This is a genomic window from Daejeonella sp., from assembly GCF_044348475.1.
Taxonomy (GTDB): domain Bacteria; phylum Bacteroidota; class Bacteroidia; order Sphingobacteriales; family Sphingobacteriaceae; genus Daejeonella.
The window spans coordinates 1-16,608 of the sequence record NZ_JBIKSU010000043.1 but is presented as its reverse complement, the minus strand read 5'-3'; the positions used below and the strand labels follow the sequence as shown (position 1 = coordinate 16,608).

The window sequence follows — 16,608 nt, the reverse complement described above, 5'->3', positions numbered from 1 at the left end:
ATCCCTTCTGGATCCCAGGTTTTGGCCGACTTCCACAGATGTGCTTCGGTAAGTATTGTGCGGTCAAGCCAAGCTCCCAAATTGGTTTCTTTTTCAAGATTTGCATAACCAATAGTAGGTACCGGAACAAGTGTCATGAGCGCCCAGTACGCAATCAGGATCCCAAAAAACAATCTTATCTGCGTTTTTTGGTTGGTTTTTATAAAAATCAGTGCTGTAATGAAGAATACGATCGCAATTCTTTGAAGAACACCGGGTATGCGAACCGTGCTTAAAGCCTCGATTGGATCGGTAAATACCTTAGGAAATAGATTTAAGAAAAGCCCTAGTCCAAATAGGATTAATGCCCTTTTAAAAGCTGTAAACAGAAGCTTTGACTGGCTAGTAGTATCTTTTTTACTGCCCAGCGCATAACTTATTGAAACTCCAACAATAAAAAGGAAGAATGGGAATATTAGATCTGTAGGAGTACAGCCATTCCATTCGGCATGTTTTAATGGAGCATAAATAGTTGACCAGCTGCCAGGGTTGTTAACCAGGATCATGGCAGCTACGGTTAAGCCTCTAAAAACATCGAGGGATAAAAGCCTAACAGGAGACTTTGATAGGATAGAAGGTTCAGACATACCTTAAATATAGTATTTATAAGTATATTTTAATTGAAATCAGAAGTTTTGAGCTAATGCGTTTAGAGCTTCTTTGTCTTTATTTTGAATGCAAAGTTGCTCCAGCTGCTTTTTTAGATCTGCTGTAAGGGCAGCATATTTTTTCTGTCCATACAAATTTTTCATTTCATGCGGGTCTTTTTGAAGGTCATAAAGTTCCCAGAAATTTTTATGATCATAAAAACGAATCAGTTTATAACGGCTTGTCCGAATTCCGAAATGCTTCAATACACTGTGCTCACCTGGAAATTCGTAAAAATGGTAATATGCAGAGTTTCTGATGCTTGAATTTGGATTCCTTAATAAAGGCATCATTGACAAACCCTGAATCTCTTTCGGAATGGCAACACCTGCTGCATCTAAAAAAGTAGGAGCAAAGTCAACATTTGATATTAACTGGTTTGAAACAGTTCCTGGTTTTATTACACCTGGATACCTGATAATTAGAGGAGTTCGCATAGATTCCTCGTACATAAATCGTTTATCGAACCAGCCATGTTCACCCAAATAAAAACCTTGGTCTGAGGTGTATACAACAATGGTATTCTTAGTTAGGTTGTTCTTGTCAAGATAGGCCAGGATCTTACCAATATTGCGGTCAAGTGAAAGTGTTGTACTGTAGTAATCTTTCATGTATCGCTGATATTTCCATTCAGTAAGTGCTTTTCCTGTTAATTTTTTCTGGAGAAAGTCTGCTTCAACCTGATCATAATAGTTGTTCCATTTTTTTCGTTGTTCCGGACTCATTCTTTTGATGAATGCTTCTGCAATTGCATCTGGATCGCTTTTCATCTTTAGATCGTAGCCCAGCTTCATGGTTTTTTCAATAGACATATCCTGCATTTCAGCAGCTAAACGCTTGTTGTATGGGTCATAAAAATTCTTTGGTAATGGAAAATTGAACTGATCAAACTTACCCAAGTCAGCAGTATCAGGCATCCAGGTGCGATGCGGAGCTTTCTCACCTACAACAACAAAGAATGGCTTTGACTCATCACGTTTATCAAGCCAGTTGATGGTCATATCTGTTACCACATCTGTTCCATAACCATTATGCCGGGTGGTATCTCCGTTCATACTGATCATGTCGGGATTATAATATAGCCCCTGGCCTGGAAAAATATTCCAGTAATCAAAACCCTGTGGGTAGGAAACTAAATGCCATTTTCCTATCCAAGCAGTTTGAAAACCAGATTGTTTGAGACGTGCTGGAAATACATCTTGCGAAGCATCAAACCGATCACGATTATCTCTCATCCCATTCACATGGCTATACTTGCCAGTTAAAAGAACGGCCCTGCTTGGCCCACAAATAGAATTGACTACAAATGCTCTGTTAAAAAGGGCACCTTCTTTGGCTAGTCGATCTAAGTTTGGTGTTGCCCCATATTTAGAACCATAGGCTCCAATAGCACTTACCGCATGATCATCGGTTAAAATAACTACTATATTAGGCCTAGAAGACTGTTGCGCATAGGTTTTTAGGCTCAGAATACTGATAGCCAGGATGAATAGTAGTTTGATTCTCATATTCTTGAATTCAGGCTAGGCCTAAAATTCCCATCTAACGAACGCTTCCATCGCTTCATATTCAGCAAGACCCAGTTTATCATAGGCTTTAGCGGTTTCACGCGTGCGATCTTCGGCACGTACCCAGAATTCTCTTGCATCATCGCCCGGAAATACAGGGATGTCTTTTTGCGACTGATGCTTAAATATGGCTAATCTTTTGCGTTCAACTTCTTGAGGTGAAAGAGGTACTGCCATTTGAATTTCATGGGTCTCAAATTCATGCCATGCACCACGGTATAGCCATAACCAGCAATCTTTGATCCATGCTTTATCTTTTAAACGCTCAAGCGCTTGAATAATAATATCAAAACAAACCTTGTGTGTTCCATGAGGATCGGCAAAATCGCCGGCAGCAAAGATCTGATGAGGTTTTATTTTGTCGAGCAATTCCATTGTAATACGTACATCGTCTTCTGAAACCGGATTACGGTTTGTTTTTCCCCTATCGTAAAAAGGAAGAGCCATAAAATGTATGTGATCATCTTTTAGACCGGCAAAACGGGCACCACTAGTTGCCTCACCTTTACGAATCAAACCTTTCAGCGTCTGAATTTCTGAAGTATCAGCCTGATTAGGTTGTTTATTTTCCATGAACTTACGCATAGACACATACAGTTCTTCGAGCTTATTGGTATCTAAGTTTATTGATTTGCTGAAGTCTTTTGCAAATTCAACAAATCTAAGTGCATCATCATCCCAAACAGCAGTGTTACCTGAGGTTTGGTAAGCCACATGCACATCATGACCCTGATCAACAAGTCTGATAAAAGTTCCACCCATTGAAATTACGTCATCATCAGGATGAGGTGAGAAAATGATTGATCTTTTTTTATCAGGAACCGCTCTTTCGGGCCTTTGAGAATCATCCGCCTTGCTTTTCCCTCCCGGCCATCCGGTAATGGTATGTTGAAGTTTATTGAAAATATGAATGTTTATATTATAAACAGGGCCCTTCTCAGTAGCCAACTGCGCCATTCCGTGGTTGTTATAATCTTCTTCGGTAAGTTTAAGGATTGGTTTTCCAAGCGTATTAGCTAGCCAGATCACCGCCTTTTTAATCATTGGTACATCCCATGTGCAATCTTTTACAAGCCATGGAGTATTGAACCTTGTTAGTTCTGAGGCAGCATCTTGATCTAGTATGAACTCTACATTTTCAGAAAGTTGCAGGTAGGTTGCTGGCACTTCAGATGAAATTTCACCTTCAACTGCCTTTTTGATGATGAATGCCTTTTTGGTGTTCCATGCCATCAATATGATTTCGCGGGCTTTAAAAATTGTTCCAATACCCATAGTAATGGACTTAGTTGGTACATTTTCTTTTCCACCAAAATCGCGTGAAGCATCTCGTCGGGTTAAATCATCAAGAGTTACCAGTCTGGTCCCTGAATTTGGAGCTGATCCCGGTTCGTTAAAACCAATATGCCCGGTACGACCAATACCCAATATCTGAAGATCAAGCCCACCTAAGGCTGTAATCTTTAGTTCATAATTCAAACAAAAATCGTGAATTTCTTCGATGGGTATAGTTCCATCAGGAATATGAACATTATCCATATTGATATCAATATGGTTGAATAAATTTTCTTTCATAAAAGTCACATAGCTTTGCGGCGATGTGGGTTTCATTGGAAAATATTCATCAAGATTGAATGTGATCACATTTTTAAAGCTAACACCTTCTTCTTTGTGAATACGAACAAGTTCGCGATAAACTTCTATTGGTGTAACTCCGGTTGCAAGGCCAAGGATTGCATTTTCGCCTTTCAATTGTTTGCTAACAATTAGGTCGGTAATGCGGCGCGCCACTTTTTTAGAAGCAATATCCTGGTTTGGATAAACAGTTACAGGAAGTTTTTCGAATCGGGTTTCTTCGAGAAGATTTAATCGGGCCATTTTAGAATTTAAATAATAAAGTGAGTAGCAATTTTAGTTATAACATACAATATGCCTGAATTGCGTATCAATTATCTTTTATGAAGCAATATTAATCAAATTTTAAATAATTTTAGAACCAAAATGCTGAATTTTAAAGCTTTTTATATTATTGAAGCCTAGATTATCTGACAATTGATTAAGCTTTTTATAGCACTATTTCAAGTTGAGGTTTTATTAAACTTCAAGAAATGAGTGTAGTGTTTATTGGTTTTTAAGATTAAGGATAAACTTTCTTTACAGGGATTCTGTTTTCGTAGATTTTTTTAATAGTTGAGAATAGGGCTGGTTTTAAAAAAATAATTCATTAGATCTTAAATAATTAGTTAATTATAAATCAATATTAGCAGAAAATTACTCCGTTAATTAGGCTGCTGTGGTTTTTATTCTTTTAGTTTTAAATTTTTATGGCACCCAATAGTGTATAATATATACTATTGATTATCAATCAAATTAAATCCATTTTCATTCTTTTTTTGCTAATTAACCTAAATAGTGCAATCTTTAATTCTTCAAAGTCTAATTAAACTTCAAAAAGTTTAATAGTCAATTTAATAAATTAACCCAAAAACAATTTGTATGAAAAAACAATTACTCATGCTGGTTTTAGGCGTTTTCTTTGTGTCTTTACAAGCTTTTGCGCAGCAAAAGACTGTTACCGGTAAGGTTACAGACGATGAAGGATTACCTTTGCCAGGAGCATCGATCTCAATTAAAGGATCAACAACAGGAGGTACATCTAGTAAAGTTGATGGTACCTATTCTATTTTGGCTAATGCCAGTCAAGTTCTCCAGTTTAAATTTATTGGAACAAAAACAGTAGAAAGAGCTGTGGGCACAAACAATGTAATTAATGTTCAGCTAACAGCAGATGCACAGTCTTTAAATGAGGTCGTAGTTACGGCTCAAGGTATCGAACGTTCTAAGAGATCTCTAGGATATGAGGCTCAAACCACCTCTGGTGCCGATATTGCGGGTAGTCAGAGAGAAAACTTTATCAATGCTTTACAAGGTCGTGTAGCTGGTGTGACCATTACGCCTACAAATGGTACTCCTGGAGCTTCATCTTCCATCATCATTCGTGGTGCTGTTTCATTAGATGGAGATAATCAGCCTTTGTTTGTAATTGATGGTTTACCTATTTCCAACAATACTTTTAGTGAGTATAATTTAGTCGGTCAAGGTACTTACAATCGTCAAAATGACTACGGTAATAGAGGCATGGATATTAATCCTGAAGATATCGAATCGTTAACAATCCTAAAAGGACCAGAAGCTGCAGCTTTATATGGTACTCAAGGTGCTTCTGGTGCGGTTGTAATTACCACTAAAAGAGCTAAAGCTGGTAAAGCAACTGTAGCATATAATAATGTATTTAAATTAGACAATGCTTACCGCTTTCCTGATGTACAAACTGTATATGGTGGTGGTGCTGGAGGTATTTTTGACGAAGAAGTTCGTACTAGAACATATTTTGGCGCTAAATATCCAGATAGATTTCAACGTTATGACAACTTAGATGCTTTTTATAAAACTGGTTTCACACAAAGACACAACGTATCAGTTTCTGGTGGTACTGAGGCGCTTTCTGTAAGAAGTAGCGTTAGCTATACTGATCAAAATGGTGTAATTGATGGGACAGATTTTAAAAGCATCAATGCGAAATTAACTGGTGTATCTAGAATTAGTAATAAAGTGAGTATGAATGCATCTTTTAATGTTATTTCTTCTAACACTAATAAAACATTTAAAGGAGCTTCAAGTCCAATGCTAAGTGTGTTAACCTGGCCTGTAATTGATGACATTAGAAACAGATATACTGAAACTGGTGATAGGAGAACAATCACTGGCTCTAACAGTGCAGAGTTAGATAACCCATTGTGGGCAATGGAAAACAACCCTAACTCTGATAAAGTTTCTCGTGTAATTAGTAATTATGGAATTGATTACAAACCTTTAAAGTGGTTAAATGTTGGCTTAAAAGCGGGTATGGATATTTATACCATGCAAGGTTTAAGTGGGTATAATGCACAAGCTTTTGGAGCCAGTGGTTCTGGTAGTGCCTATGTAGGAGGGGGTATGAATACTTTTTCTGAAAACAAAATACTTTACAATGGTAATTTAATTGTAACGGCTAAGAAAACTTTCGGAAAATTCTCACCTAGATTAACTGTTGGTTATGACATAAGTGATGATAGAGATCAAGTTACTGCTCAATTTGGTACTAGATTTTATCAATCTGGATTTTTCAGTTTAAACAATACAGATCCAACTACGCAAAGAGTACAATTTACAGATATTTACAAACGTAAAATGGGTGCATTTGGACAAGCAGAATTAGGCTATGCTGATATGCTATATCTAACATTAACAGGTCGTCAAGATTATTCGTCTACTTTAAGCCCGGGTGATGTTAGTTTCTTTTATCCAGCAACTGCATTAAGTTTTGTATTTACAGAATTACCAATCTTTAAAAAATTAAGTTGGTTAACAGAAGGTAAATTTAGAGCATCTTGGGGTCAAGGTGGTAAAGATGCCAGAACTGCTTACATTAAGAAAACTAAGTTAATTGCACAAACTACAACAGGTGGTGGTTTCGCAAATGATGTAACATTAGGTAATCCAGATTTAAGGGCAGAATTTACTACTACTACAGACTTAGGTATGGATTTAGTCTTCTTTAGAGATAGATTATCAACGAGTTTCTCTTATTTCAATACTAAAAGTGATGGACAAATTACTGCACCGCGTTTAAGTTATGGAACAGGTTCGATTTTAGCTTACATTAACAGTGGTGTAATTGAAAATAGAGGCTTTGAATTAACCGTTAAAGGAACGCCAATTTTAAAGAAGAATTTTTCTTGGGATATTCAAGCTAATTTAAGCAGACAACGAGGAGAAATCAAATCGTTACCTGGAGGTCAAACTACTTTCTATGTTTCTGATAGTTGGTTAGCTGATAATGTTAGAAAGCAATATTTTGTAGGTAATTCGGTTTCGGCACTTGCAGGTACAGATTATTTAAGAAATAATAAAGGTGAGATTTTAATTAACCCAGTAAATGGTATGCCAATTAAAGATACTAATTTTACACCAATGGGTGATGCTGCTCCAGATTTGGGATTAGGTATTAACAACAGTTTCACTTTAAAAAACTTTAATTTAAGTTTCTTAATGGATATTCGTAAAGGTGGTGATATTTATAATGCTACAGAAGCTTATTTATATGCTCGTGGCATGTCTAAACTAAGTTTAGATCGTGAGCAACCACGTATTATAAAAGGGGTAATGAGAGATGGGTTAGAGAATACTGATACGCCTACGCCAAATAATGTAGTGGTAATCCCCTACATCACAACTTCTTATTATTCTACTTTTTATAATGTAAATGATTTCATTGAAAGAGATATCAACTGGGTTAGATTAAAAGAGGTTACTTTAAGATATAATTTACCTAAAACCTTATTTGGTGCAAGTAAAGTGTTTAAAAGCGCTAGCGTATTTGCTACTGGAACAGATTTATTGTTAATCTCTAATTATAAAGGTGTAGATCCATCGGTTAATGGCTTAAGTGCTGCTTCTGGTGGTACTGGTGGTACTGGTATAGATTTTGGCTCTTTCGGATTGCCAAGAACGTATTCGTTTGGTCTTAGTGTTGGATTTTAATTATTAAAATGATGAAAAAAATATATTTAGTTTTAATTGCAGTTGCAATTACATTTTCTGGATGTAAAAAGTATTTCGATGTAAATACTGACCCGGCTACGCCGCAAAATCCAGAAAGTAAAACACTAACACCACCACTATTTGCACAAATGGAACGTGGTATACAGTTTGATGCAAGATATTTAGGTGGTACCATACAATATTTTGGCGGTAATGTAAATGTTGGCGAAACGCATGGTTGGCTTGTAGGTAGTGATGCCTTAGGTGAAATTTGGAGAACAACTTATTATGGTTTGGGGGCAAATTTGTCGTTGATTATAGAAGATAGCCAGAAAAGAGAAGAATGGAATTATGTTGGTTTAGCACAAAGTCTTAGAGCTTGGAGCTGGCAAGTGGCTACAGATTACCATGGAGAAATAATCTTAAAACAAGCTTTCGAACCAAATCGTTTTGTATTTGACTACGATTCGCAGGAAGATGTTTATGCTGAAGTAGTTAGGTTAGCTAATGAGTCTATTAAAAACTTCCAAAGAACCGACGGTAAAGGAGCTCAGGGTAAAATGCTTGCGTATGATTTAGCTTACAAAGGTGATGCGGATAAATGGATTAAATTTAATTACGGCATATTGGCTAGAAATGCCAATAACCTAATTAATAAAGCTAGCTATAACCCAACTAAAGTAATCGAATATGTAGATAAAGCTTTAGCAAGCAATGTAGATAACTTTATTGTCCCTAATGATGGAACAACTTCTGCAAATGGCAACTTTTTTGGCCCATTAAGAGCTAATTTAGGTTCATACCGTCAAACTAGGCTAATTGCTGGTTTATTAGATGGAACTTATCTAACAGGTAAAACGGATAGTGTAATCGACCCACGTAGAAATAACATGATAACCGCATCTGTTGATGGGAAGTTCAGAGGAACCAATCCAGGGTCTTCGGATCCTGGTACTGTTGCTTTAAAAAATCAAATTCCTAATCCTTGGGGCTCTTTAGCGAGTGCAAATCCTGGTGCTGGACAAGGTAAATACATTTTTAAAGACAATGCAGGGTTTCCAATAATGACCTTCGCTGAAATGCAATTCATTAAGGCAGAAGCTGCTTTTAGAGCAGGCAATACTGGTGTAGCATTAACTGCTTACCAAGCTGGTATTGGTGCAAGTATAGATTTTGTAAGCTCGGTTGGCCCGGTAATTACACCAGCCGCAAAAGCTGCCTATTTGGCAAGTGGCGCAGTGAAAAAAACTGCTGCTACATTAACGTTAGCAGACATTATGTTGCAAAAATATTTAGCGCTTTACGGTTATGGTTTTGTAGAAACTTGGAGCGATTTACGTAAATACAATTACAATGTTGGAGATGTAAAAGGCAATAATCCTTACGTAAATGCATTTTTCTTTCCAGCTTCCTTCTCAGCTGATAATGGTGGTAAACCTGCACAACGTACTCGTCCAAGATACAATTCAGAATACATTTGGAATGTAGAGGCACTTAAGAAAATTGGTGCAGATAAAGTTGATTATCATACCTCTAAAATGTGGTTTACTGAGCCTTAACCTTTATAAAATTAAATAAACATGAAAAAATTATTATATATAATCGCGGCTTGTGCAACGCTATTTACAGCTTGCGAAAAAGGAACGCTAGTAGAAACTACCGAATATGAAAAGGTAGCTTCTAGTGATCCAAAGTATTCTTATGTCAAGATTTTAAATTTAACACCGTCTAGTCCTGTAATTAATTACTATATAGATGGGCCTAAGTTTACATCTGCTTTATCATCAACTGGGTTAGAAACGGCAGGTTTTGCTTACAATGGGCTGTTTCCAGATTTAGGCTATGCGGTAACTTCCCCAGGTAACCATCAATTAACTGCTAAAATTGTGCCTAGAGCTCTTGTAGATCCAGGCTTGAAAGTATTAGACAAGCAAATTACTACAGATCCTGGTAAGTACTATACCGTTATTACTGGTGGCACTTATGGTTTGGATAAAACTATTCCATCAATATTGGTGTTGGAAGATAAAAAACCTGCTTTAGATACTTCAAAAGTTTTTGTTCGTTTGGTTAACTTTTATAACGGTGGGCCAAGCTATGACTTAGTGAAAGATTCTGCTATAGGAACTAAATTAATTTCTAATGTAGCTTTTGGTACTGCTTCAGAGTTTGTTGAGATACCTGGTACAGCCGGTGTAGGTGGGAGTGCTGCTTCAGTAAAATTATTTTTCAATAATTCTGCTACTGGTGTTCCTCAAATTACGGCAGGTACAACGATTAATTTTCCAAAAGGGAGAGCTTATACAGTTTATACTAGAGGAATATTTGGAAATACTTCATTTCCTTTCTCTGCAACATTCTATACTACATTTTATTAAGAATAGTTAATTGTGATAAATTAAGAGGCTGTATCAAAATATACCGATACAGCCTTTTTTTTATTTACAATATTTTAAAGCCTAAGCTCAAGTGAAATAATCGCTGTTGTTGATTGTATTTTTCGCTTTGGCTAATATTGCTTAATCCTGCTTCATAACGGGCATCAAAGCTTATGTTTCCTAGGTCGATGCCAGCACCTGCCTGCAAGCCTAAGGTTTGATTTTTATAATTCCCGAAATCGCTTACCTGGTTGTAAACTGAGCCAAGATTATTATCCTTCTCCAGAATAAATGATATTACTGGTCCGCCCATAAAGCGCAGATTCAATTTATTGCTTCCTATTTTTGTTCCTAAAAGCAATGGTACATCAAGTGTAGTAAACTTAATATTCCCTTTGATATTTGTTATACCACCATTGGTTTCAATGCCAGTATATTCATTTCCCTTAGTGGCAAGGTAGAGCTCTGGTTGCAAATAAATAAGTCCGCCAATGCGTGCAAATACCCCCGCTTGGTAGCCCAGGATACTATTTTCATTAGTTAAATTATCTGAGGTTTTCAAATTGGAGTAGTTTACTCCGCCCTTTATTCCAAAAGTAAATTTGGATGATTGAGCCACGGCACTTAGTCCGCAGAGTGCCAAAAGGCATGAAAGCAGTATTGTCTTGTTCATAAAATCTTTAATTATTTTTCAAAAATAGAAACAATACCTATTCCAAAAACCTTTTATTCTTCAATTATTTGAATTAGCTTGAAATTTGTCGGGATAAAATTTAATTTTGTACAAATTTATACCATGGCAGAGATCAGCATCAGTAATTTAGAATGGGATCGTTTGAAATTAAAGATCAAGCGTAAATACACTAATCTTAGTGATGAGGATCTTTCTTATCAACAGGGGCAAGAAGAAGAACTGATTACCCGCTTGATGGATCGATTGAAGCGTAAAAGAGAGTATATCGTATTCACGCTCAAAAAAGGCATGGAATTTCTTCAAACAAATCGTTTATAGTAGAAAGCTTTTCTGGCTTTATCTTAATAGTTCTAAAAAGGCAGTTTTTTTCTAATTTAAATTCATAATTTAAACATATGAATAAACAGTCGGGTTCAAATCTTAATTTCCTAAAATTAGCAAAGGGATTTATCCTTAGTGCAGTTATTATATCGTTTTTGTCTTTTTCATATGTTGAAGACCTGTTTCAGGTGTCTAAGAATCTGGACATTTTTGCAGCTGTTTATAAACAATTGAGTATAAATTATGTAGATGATGTTAATTCATCAGAAATGATGAAAACCGGAATTGATGCAATGCTTGAAGATCTGGATCCCTATACTGAGTATATTCCTGAGTCGGATATTGAAGATTATAAACTTAAGTATGTAAGTACTCAATATGGAGGCATTGGCGCAACCATTTCAAATAGAGATGGTAAAGTAATCGTTGCAGATCCATACCAAGGTTTCCCGGCCCAGAAGGCAGATATTCGTGCAGGCGATGAGTTACTTGAAATTTCAGGAATATCGTTAAAGGGAAAAAATAATGAGCAGGTTAGTTCTATGCTTAAAGGCTCAAAAGGTACACCTGTTAAGCTTTTGATTCAACGGCCTGGAATTGTTAAACCCATGTTAATAAACCTTGTTCGTGAAGAAATTAGGCAAGATAATGTCGCGTATTTTGGCATGCTCGATAATCATGTTGGGTATATTAAATTGGATAAGTTTCTTGAAAATTCTGCCCAAGAAGTTAAAGATGCCTTGACCGAGCTAAAGAAGAATAACCTCAATGGTTTAGTTCTAGATCTCCGTTTCAATGGTGGAGGTATACTGCAGGAAGCAGTAAAAATAGTTAACCTTTTTGTTGATAAAGGGGTGACTGTGGTTATTCAAAAGGGCAGAAACCAAAATAAATCGATTACCTATACTACTGCAACTAACCCTGTAGAGCCTTCACTTCCATTGGTGGTGCTGGTCAATAATCGTTCAGCTTCTGCTTCAGAAATTGTTGCAGGATCATTACAAGACCTAGACCGGGCCGTAGTGATTGGTCAGCGTAGCTTCGGAAAAGGGCTTGTTCAGCAAACTTTCAATTTGCCTTACAACAGCCTTGTAAAGGTTACTGTGGCTAAGTATTATACTCCATCTGGCCGATGCATACAGGCATTAGACTATACTCACAGAGATTCTGATGGATCTGTTGTTAAAGTGGCTGATTCACTGATTACGGAATATAAAACCAAAGTTGGCAGATCTGTTTATGATGGAAGCGGTATTTATCCTGACCTATTTGTAAAGCCTCTTAAGTATAGTATGATCACTCAAACCTTGGCTTCAAAATATCATATTTTTGACTATGCCACCCAGTTTCGTATTCAAAACCCTTCAATCACTGATGCTAAAACGTTCAAACTTACCGATGCAGACTTCGAAAATTTTGTAAGTTTTCTTTCAAAACGAGATTATAGTTACAATTCACGCATAGAAAAATTGCTTAATGAAGTGCGTGATGAGGCTAAGAAAGAAAGCAAATTGGGCCAAGTTACCACTGAATTAGAGGCATTGAATACTCGAATTACAACAGCAAAAAAGAATGATTTGAGTATCTATAAAGAAGAGATCAAAAAAGTTTTAGAGGGCGAAATTGTATCACGCTATTACTTTGAAAAGGGAAGGCTTGAACAAAATTTCAAATACGATCAAGACCTTAGCGAATCACTTAAATTGATTGCTAATAAAGCCACACTCGCCTCAATTCTAAATGGCGAAGGAACGTATAAATCTATCGGTAAACCTGGGGTTGATTTTTCTGCTAGTACTGTGAAGTAGTAAGTAATAAGTACTAAGTTATAAGTAGTAAGTATTAATACAGCTAAATCCTATAACCTACAACCTAATAACCTATAACCTACAACTTAATACTTCAACCCCATATTATAAAGCATAAACGCCCATTTATCGGCTTGCTCTTCAATAATTTTTCCGGTTGGTTTTCCTGCGCCATGGCCTGCATTGGTTTCGATTCGGATAAGTGCCGGGCTAGCGCCTTTATGAAACTCCTGTAATCTGGCTGCAAATTTAAAGGAGTGAGCCGGAACAACGCGGTCGTCATGATCAGCAGTAGTAATCAATGTGGCCGGATAAGAAACGCCAGGTTTTAAAGCATGATAAGGCGAATATTTCAATAGGTAATCAAACATTTCTTTCGAATCTTCTGCAGTTCCGTAATCATAGGCCCATCCTGCTCCAGCAGTAAATTTATTATACCTGAGCATATCCAAAACACCTACTGCCGGAAAAGCTACTTTAAAAAGTTCAGGTCGCTGACTCATAACGGCTGCTACCAATAAACCTCCATTTGAACCTCCAGCTATTGCCAGATATTCTTTAGCCGTGTATTTATTGCTGATCAGGTATTCAGCTGCGGCTATAAAATCATCAAATACATTTTGCTTCTGCATTTTGGTGCCAGCCAGATGCCATTTCTCACCATACTCACCACCGCCTCGCAGGTTTGGTACAGCATATATTCCTCCCTGCTCAAGTAAAACAATATTCGAAGTACTAAATGCCGGAGTCAGGCTTACGCTAAAGCCACCATAACCATATAAAAGGGTTGGGTTTTTTCCGTTAAGTTCAATTCCTTTTTTATGGGTAATGATCATCGGAATCTTTGTTCCGTCTTTCGAAGTATAAAATACTTGTTTAGAAACAAATTGAGAAGGGTCAAATTCTACTCCCGCTTTTTTATATTCAATAGATTGCCCTGAAGCTATATTATACTTGAAAATGGTTGGAGGGTAGATATAAGAAGTAAAAGTATAGTACAACTCTTTTTCTGTTTTTTTGGCGCTGAATCCGCTTGCAGAACCTACACCGGGCAATGTCACTGTTCTTTCTAGATTGCCATCCATATCATACTGCATCACAAGCGATGTGGCATCTTTCAGGTAACTGGCAAAGATTTTGCCACCTGCTGTACTCACATTTAGAACATTCTCTGTTTCTTTGATCAGATCCTTCCAGTTTTCTGGAGCCGGATTTGAGGCATCAACAGTTACTACTCTATAGTTTGGTGCATTATGATTGGTAAATAGGTATAATTTATCTCCCTGGTTGTCGATTACAGCATGTTCGCCCGTATAATTACTCACTACATTGACTATTGCACTTCCAGGTTTAGAAAGATCCTGAATGTATAGCTCATTCCCTGTAGTAGATACAGCTGCTGTAATCACTAAAAACCGCTGGTCTTCTGTTAGGCCACCACCAATATAACGGCGGGGGGTTTGATCACCGCCAAAAATCAGTTGATCTTCTTTTTGCGATGTTCCGATGGTATGGAAATACAGTTTATGGTATTGTGTCAATCCAGAAAGCTGGCTGCCCTCTTTAGGTTTGTCATAACTGCTGTAATAGAATCCTTCATTTCCTTTCCAAGACAGGCCTGAAAATTTAACGTCAATCAGGGTATCGCCCACAACAGACCTATCTGATGTATTTAATACGATTACTTTTCTCCAGTCGGAGCCCCCTTCTGAGATCTGGTAGGCTACCAGACTGCCGTCTTTTGTAAATTCAATACCAGCAAGCGAGGTAGTTGCATCTTTTGAAAAAGTATTTGGATCTAGAAAAACTTCAGGTTTGTTTTTATCTTTTTGGCGGTATAGAACATATTGATTCTGTAAACCATTGTTTTTATAAAAATAGGTATATACACCTTCCTTAAACGGTGCGGTAAATTTTTCATAATTCCACAACGTTTCTAATCTTTTTTTAATCTCTGCTTTGAATGGGATTTTTGATAAATACTCCTGAGTTACTTTGTTTTCTGCCTCTACCCATGCTTTGGTTTCTGTTGAGCGATCGTCTTCTAACCAGCGGTAAGGGTCATTGATCTTAGTACCAAAATAGGTATCAAAAACATCTTTTTTAGTGCTTAGAGGATAGTTCATGGATTTATTAATAGGACTTGTATGTTGCGCTATTCCCAAAAATGGACTGATTAGCATAGCAATTGCGAAGATTGATTTTTTTAATCTTTTCACGTGATTTTCAATTTATTAGCTGCTAAAATAGAGAAAGCATTCCTAAAAATGGTCAGATGCCGGTCAATTGTTAGCCTTGATTAGGGTAGATTATGTTGACAACAGCATGTTAGATTTTAACTAAAAAGAATAAATAAAAAATGAACTACAATATCCGCGCGGTGGGATGAAAGAACGGCGGGCCAGGTGTTTTGCCCTGTGCGGTGGAAGCAAAGCCTGCCCCGACCTTTAAGAGGGGTCATTTCTTGAAGTTACTCAGTATTTTTTATTGTTTTTTTATAGGTCTTCGTGGTCTCAGCGCTGAAGTGCGCTTCGGCATTGGTGCCTTTTGTTTCAAGACAAAAGACACAAATTATATTTGCCAAAGGCAAAAACCTAATTTTCATGAAATAACTAATTTCTCTTGTGCTTGGTGGTACCCACCAAGCATTTTATCATTTCAATCCGCTCATAGCCGCGGGGGCCTTACCTTTTTCTGTAGCAAAAAAGGACCAAGCCGAGGCGGCACGACGAGACCATGAGGGCCTTTAAAAAACAATAAACAAAAGCGAATAAACGCTACCGCTGCGCCTGCTGCTATGAAAGGTTCTGCGAGGGCTGGGGTTGTCATTGCCGCACCAGTCAATGCGTAAGAACGGATATTAAAGGTCTGTGCAAGCGTGGCGGATAAAAAAATTGTGTTTCACCGCATTGCGCGGCATTGGACAGGGCGGTAGTGCTAATAGCATCCTAAATACAAAAATCAAAGCCCTGTACGCAGCCGTTTGTGGATGAACGTTCATAACCCCCACAAACGTTAACCTTAGTACTCTGTCAGATTTTCACTAATGAAAATAACTATTAAATGAACTACAATACCCGCGCGGTGGGATGAAAGAACGGCGGGCCAGGTGTTTTGCCCTGTGCGGTGGAAGCATCGTTCTTTCTTGAACTTTTGGTGCCTTTTGTTTCAAGACAAAAGACACAAATACTCTTTGCCAAAGGCAAAAACCTAATTTTCATCAAATAACAAATTCTCTTGTGCTTGGTGTTACCCACCAAGCATTTATAATTTCATTCCGCTCATAGCCGCGGGGGCCTAGTCCTTTTTCTGTAGGAAAAAAGTACCAAAATCCCACCGCTGCGCCTGCTGCTATGAAAGGTTCTGCGAAGGCTAGGGCTGTAATTGCCGCACCAGTCAATGCGGAAGAGAGGTTATTAAAGGTCTGTGCAAGCGTGGCGGTTAAAAAAAATTGGATGAACCGTCTTGCGCGGCATTGCCTGCCTGGCGATAGGTGTGACAGGTGCGTAGCGATTTTAAAAAAATAAATTTCAATCAAAATCAAATGTCATCCCGAAACCTGCCCTTCA

11 protein-coding genes are annotated in these 16,608 nt (G+C 37.4%); 5 read left to right on the top strand and 6 right to left on the bottom strand.

The annotated features are described in order from the left end of the window. From ACIQZ6_RS08945 to nagB, 3 genes are all read right to left on the bottom strand, one after another. Positions 1-626: acyltransferase family protein (locus ACIQZ6_RS08945; protein WP_395810276.1), on the bottom strand; the 626-nt coding region annotated here is incomplete at its 3' end. Positions 627-665: 39 nt separating this feature from the next. After that, complete coding sequence (locus tag ACIQZ6_RS08940; protein WP_395810274.1) at positions 666-2,195, bottom strand: sulfatase; 1,530 nt, start codon at positions 2,193-2,195, stop codon at positions 666-668. Between the two features lie 21 nt (positions 2,196-2,216). Continuing rightward, complete coding sequence (gene nagB / locus ACIQZ6_RS08935) at positions 2,217-4,133, bottom strand: glucosamine-6-phosphate deaminase (RefSeq protein ID WP_395810272.1); 1,917 nt, start codon at positions 4,131-4,133, stop codon at positions 2,217-2,219. A 618-nt stretch (positions 4,134-4,751) separates the two neighbouring features. On the opposite strand from nagB, the gene ACIQZ6_RS08930 reads away from it, so the two are divergent. From ACIQZ6_RS08930 to ACIQZ6_RS08920, 3 genes are read left to right on the top strand one after another with little or no spacing between them, the layout of a single operon-like run. Further along, entirely contained in the window at positions 4,752-7,838 is a 3,087-nt protein-coding gene (locus tag ACIQZ6_RS08930; protein ID WP_395810270.1) for a SusC/RagA family TonB-linked outer membrane protein, read from the top strand. 8 nt (positions 7,839-7,846) lie between these two features. Beyond that, on the top strand, positions 7,847-9,397 hold the full coding sequence (locus ACIQZ6_RS08925) for a SusD/RagB family nutrient-binding outer membrane lipoprotein (protein ID WP_395810268.1): 1,551 nt from the start codon (positions 7,847-7,849) through the stop codon (positions 9,395-9,397). 21 nt (positions 9,398-9,418) lie between these two features. Continuing rightward, positions 9,419-10,216 carry a DUF4397 domain-containing protein gene (locus ACIQZ6_RS08920; protein WP_395810266.1) on the top strand — a complete coding sequence of 266 codons (798 nt, stop codon included), beginning with the start codon at positions 9,419-9,421 and terminating at the stop codon, positions 10,214-10,216. 64 nt (positions 10,217-10,280) lie between these two features. Here ACIQZ6_RS08920 and ACIQZ6_RS08915 read toward each other — a convergent pair whose 3' ends face one another. Then, the gene (locus ACIQZ6_RS08915; RefSeq protein WP_395810264.1) at positions 10,281-10,889 is read right to left on the bottom strand and encodes a porin family protein; all 609 of its coding nucleotides are present in this window, start codon (positions 10,887-10,889) and stop codon (positions 10,281-10,283) included. Positions 10,890-11,012: 123 nt separating this feature from the next. On the opposite strand from ACIQZ6_RS08915, the gene ACIQZ6_RS08910 reads away from it, so the two are divergent. Beyond that, positions 11,013-11,228 (top strand): hypothetical protein, encoded by a 216-nt coding sequence (locus tag ACIQZ6_RS08910; RefSeq protein ID WP_395810262.1) that lies wholly within the window; start codon positions 11,013-11,015, stop codon positions 11,226-11,228. A gap of 77 nt (positions 11,229-11,305) precedes the next feature. Next, the gene (locus ACIQZ6_RS08905; RefSeq protein WP_395810260.1) at positions 11,306-13,039 is read left to right on the top strand and encodes a S41 family peptidase; all 1,734 of its coding nucleotides are present in this window, start codon (positions 11,306-11,308) and stop codon (positions 13,037-13,039) included. Positions 13,040-13,125: 86 nt separating this feature from the next. Here the strand turns inward: ACIQZ6_RS08905 and ACIQZ6_RS08900 are convergent, their stop codons facing one another. Continuing rightward, on the bottom strand, positions 13,126-15,165 hold the full coding sequence (locus ACIQZ6_RS08900; RefSeq protein WP_395810278.1) for a prolyl oligopeptidase family protein: 2,040 nt from the start codon (positions 15,163-15,165) through the stop codon (positions 13,126-13,128). A 1,094-nt stretch (positions 15,166-16,259) separates the two neighbouring features. Beyond that, the gene (locus ACIQZ6_RS08895; RefSeq protein WP_395810258.1) at positions 16,260-16,439 is read right to left on the bottom strand and encodes a hypothetical protein; all 180 of its coding nucleotides are present in this window, start codon (positions 16,437-16,439) and stop codon (positions 16,260-16,262) included. Between the last annotated feature and the right edge of the window lie 169 nt (positions 16,440-16,608).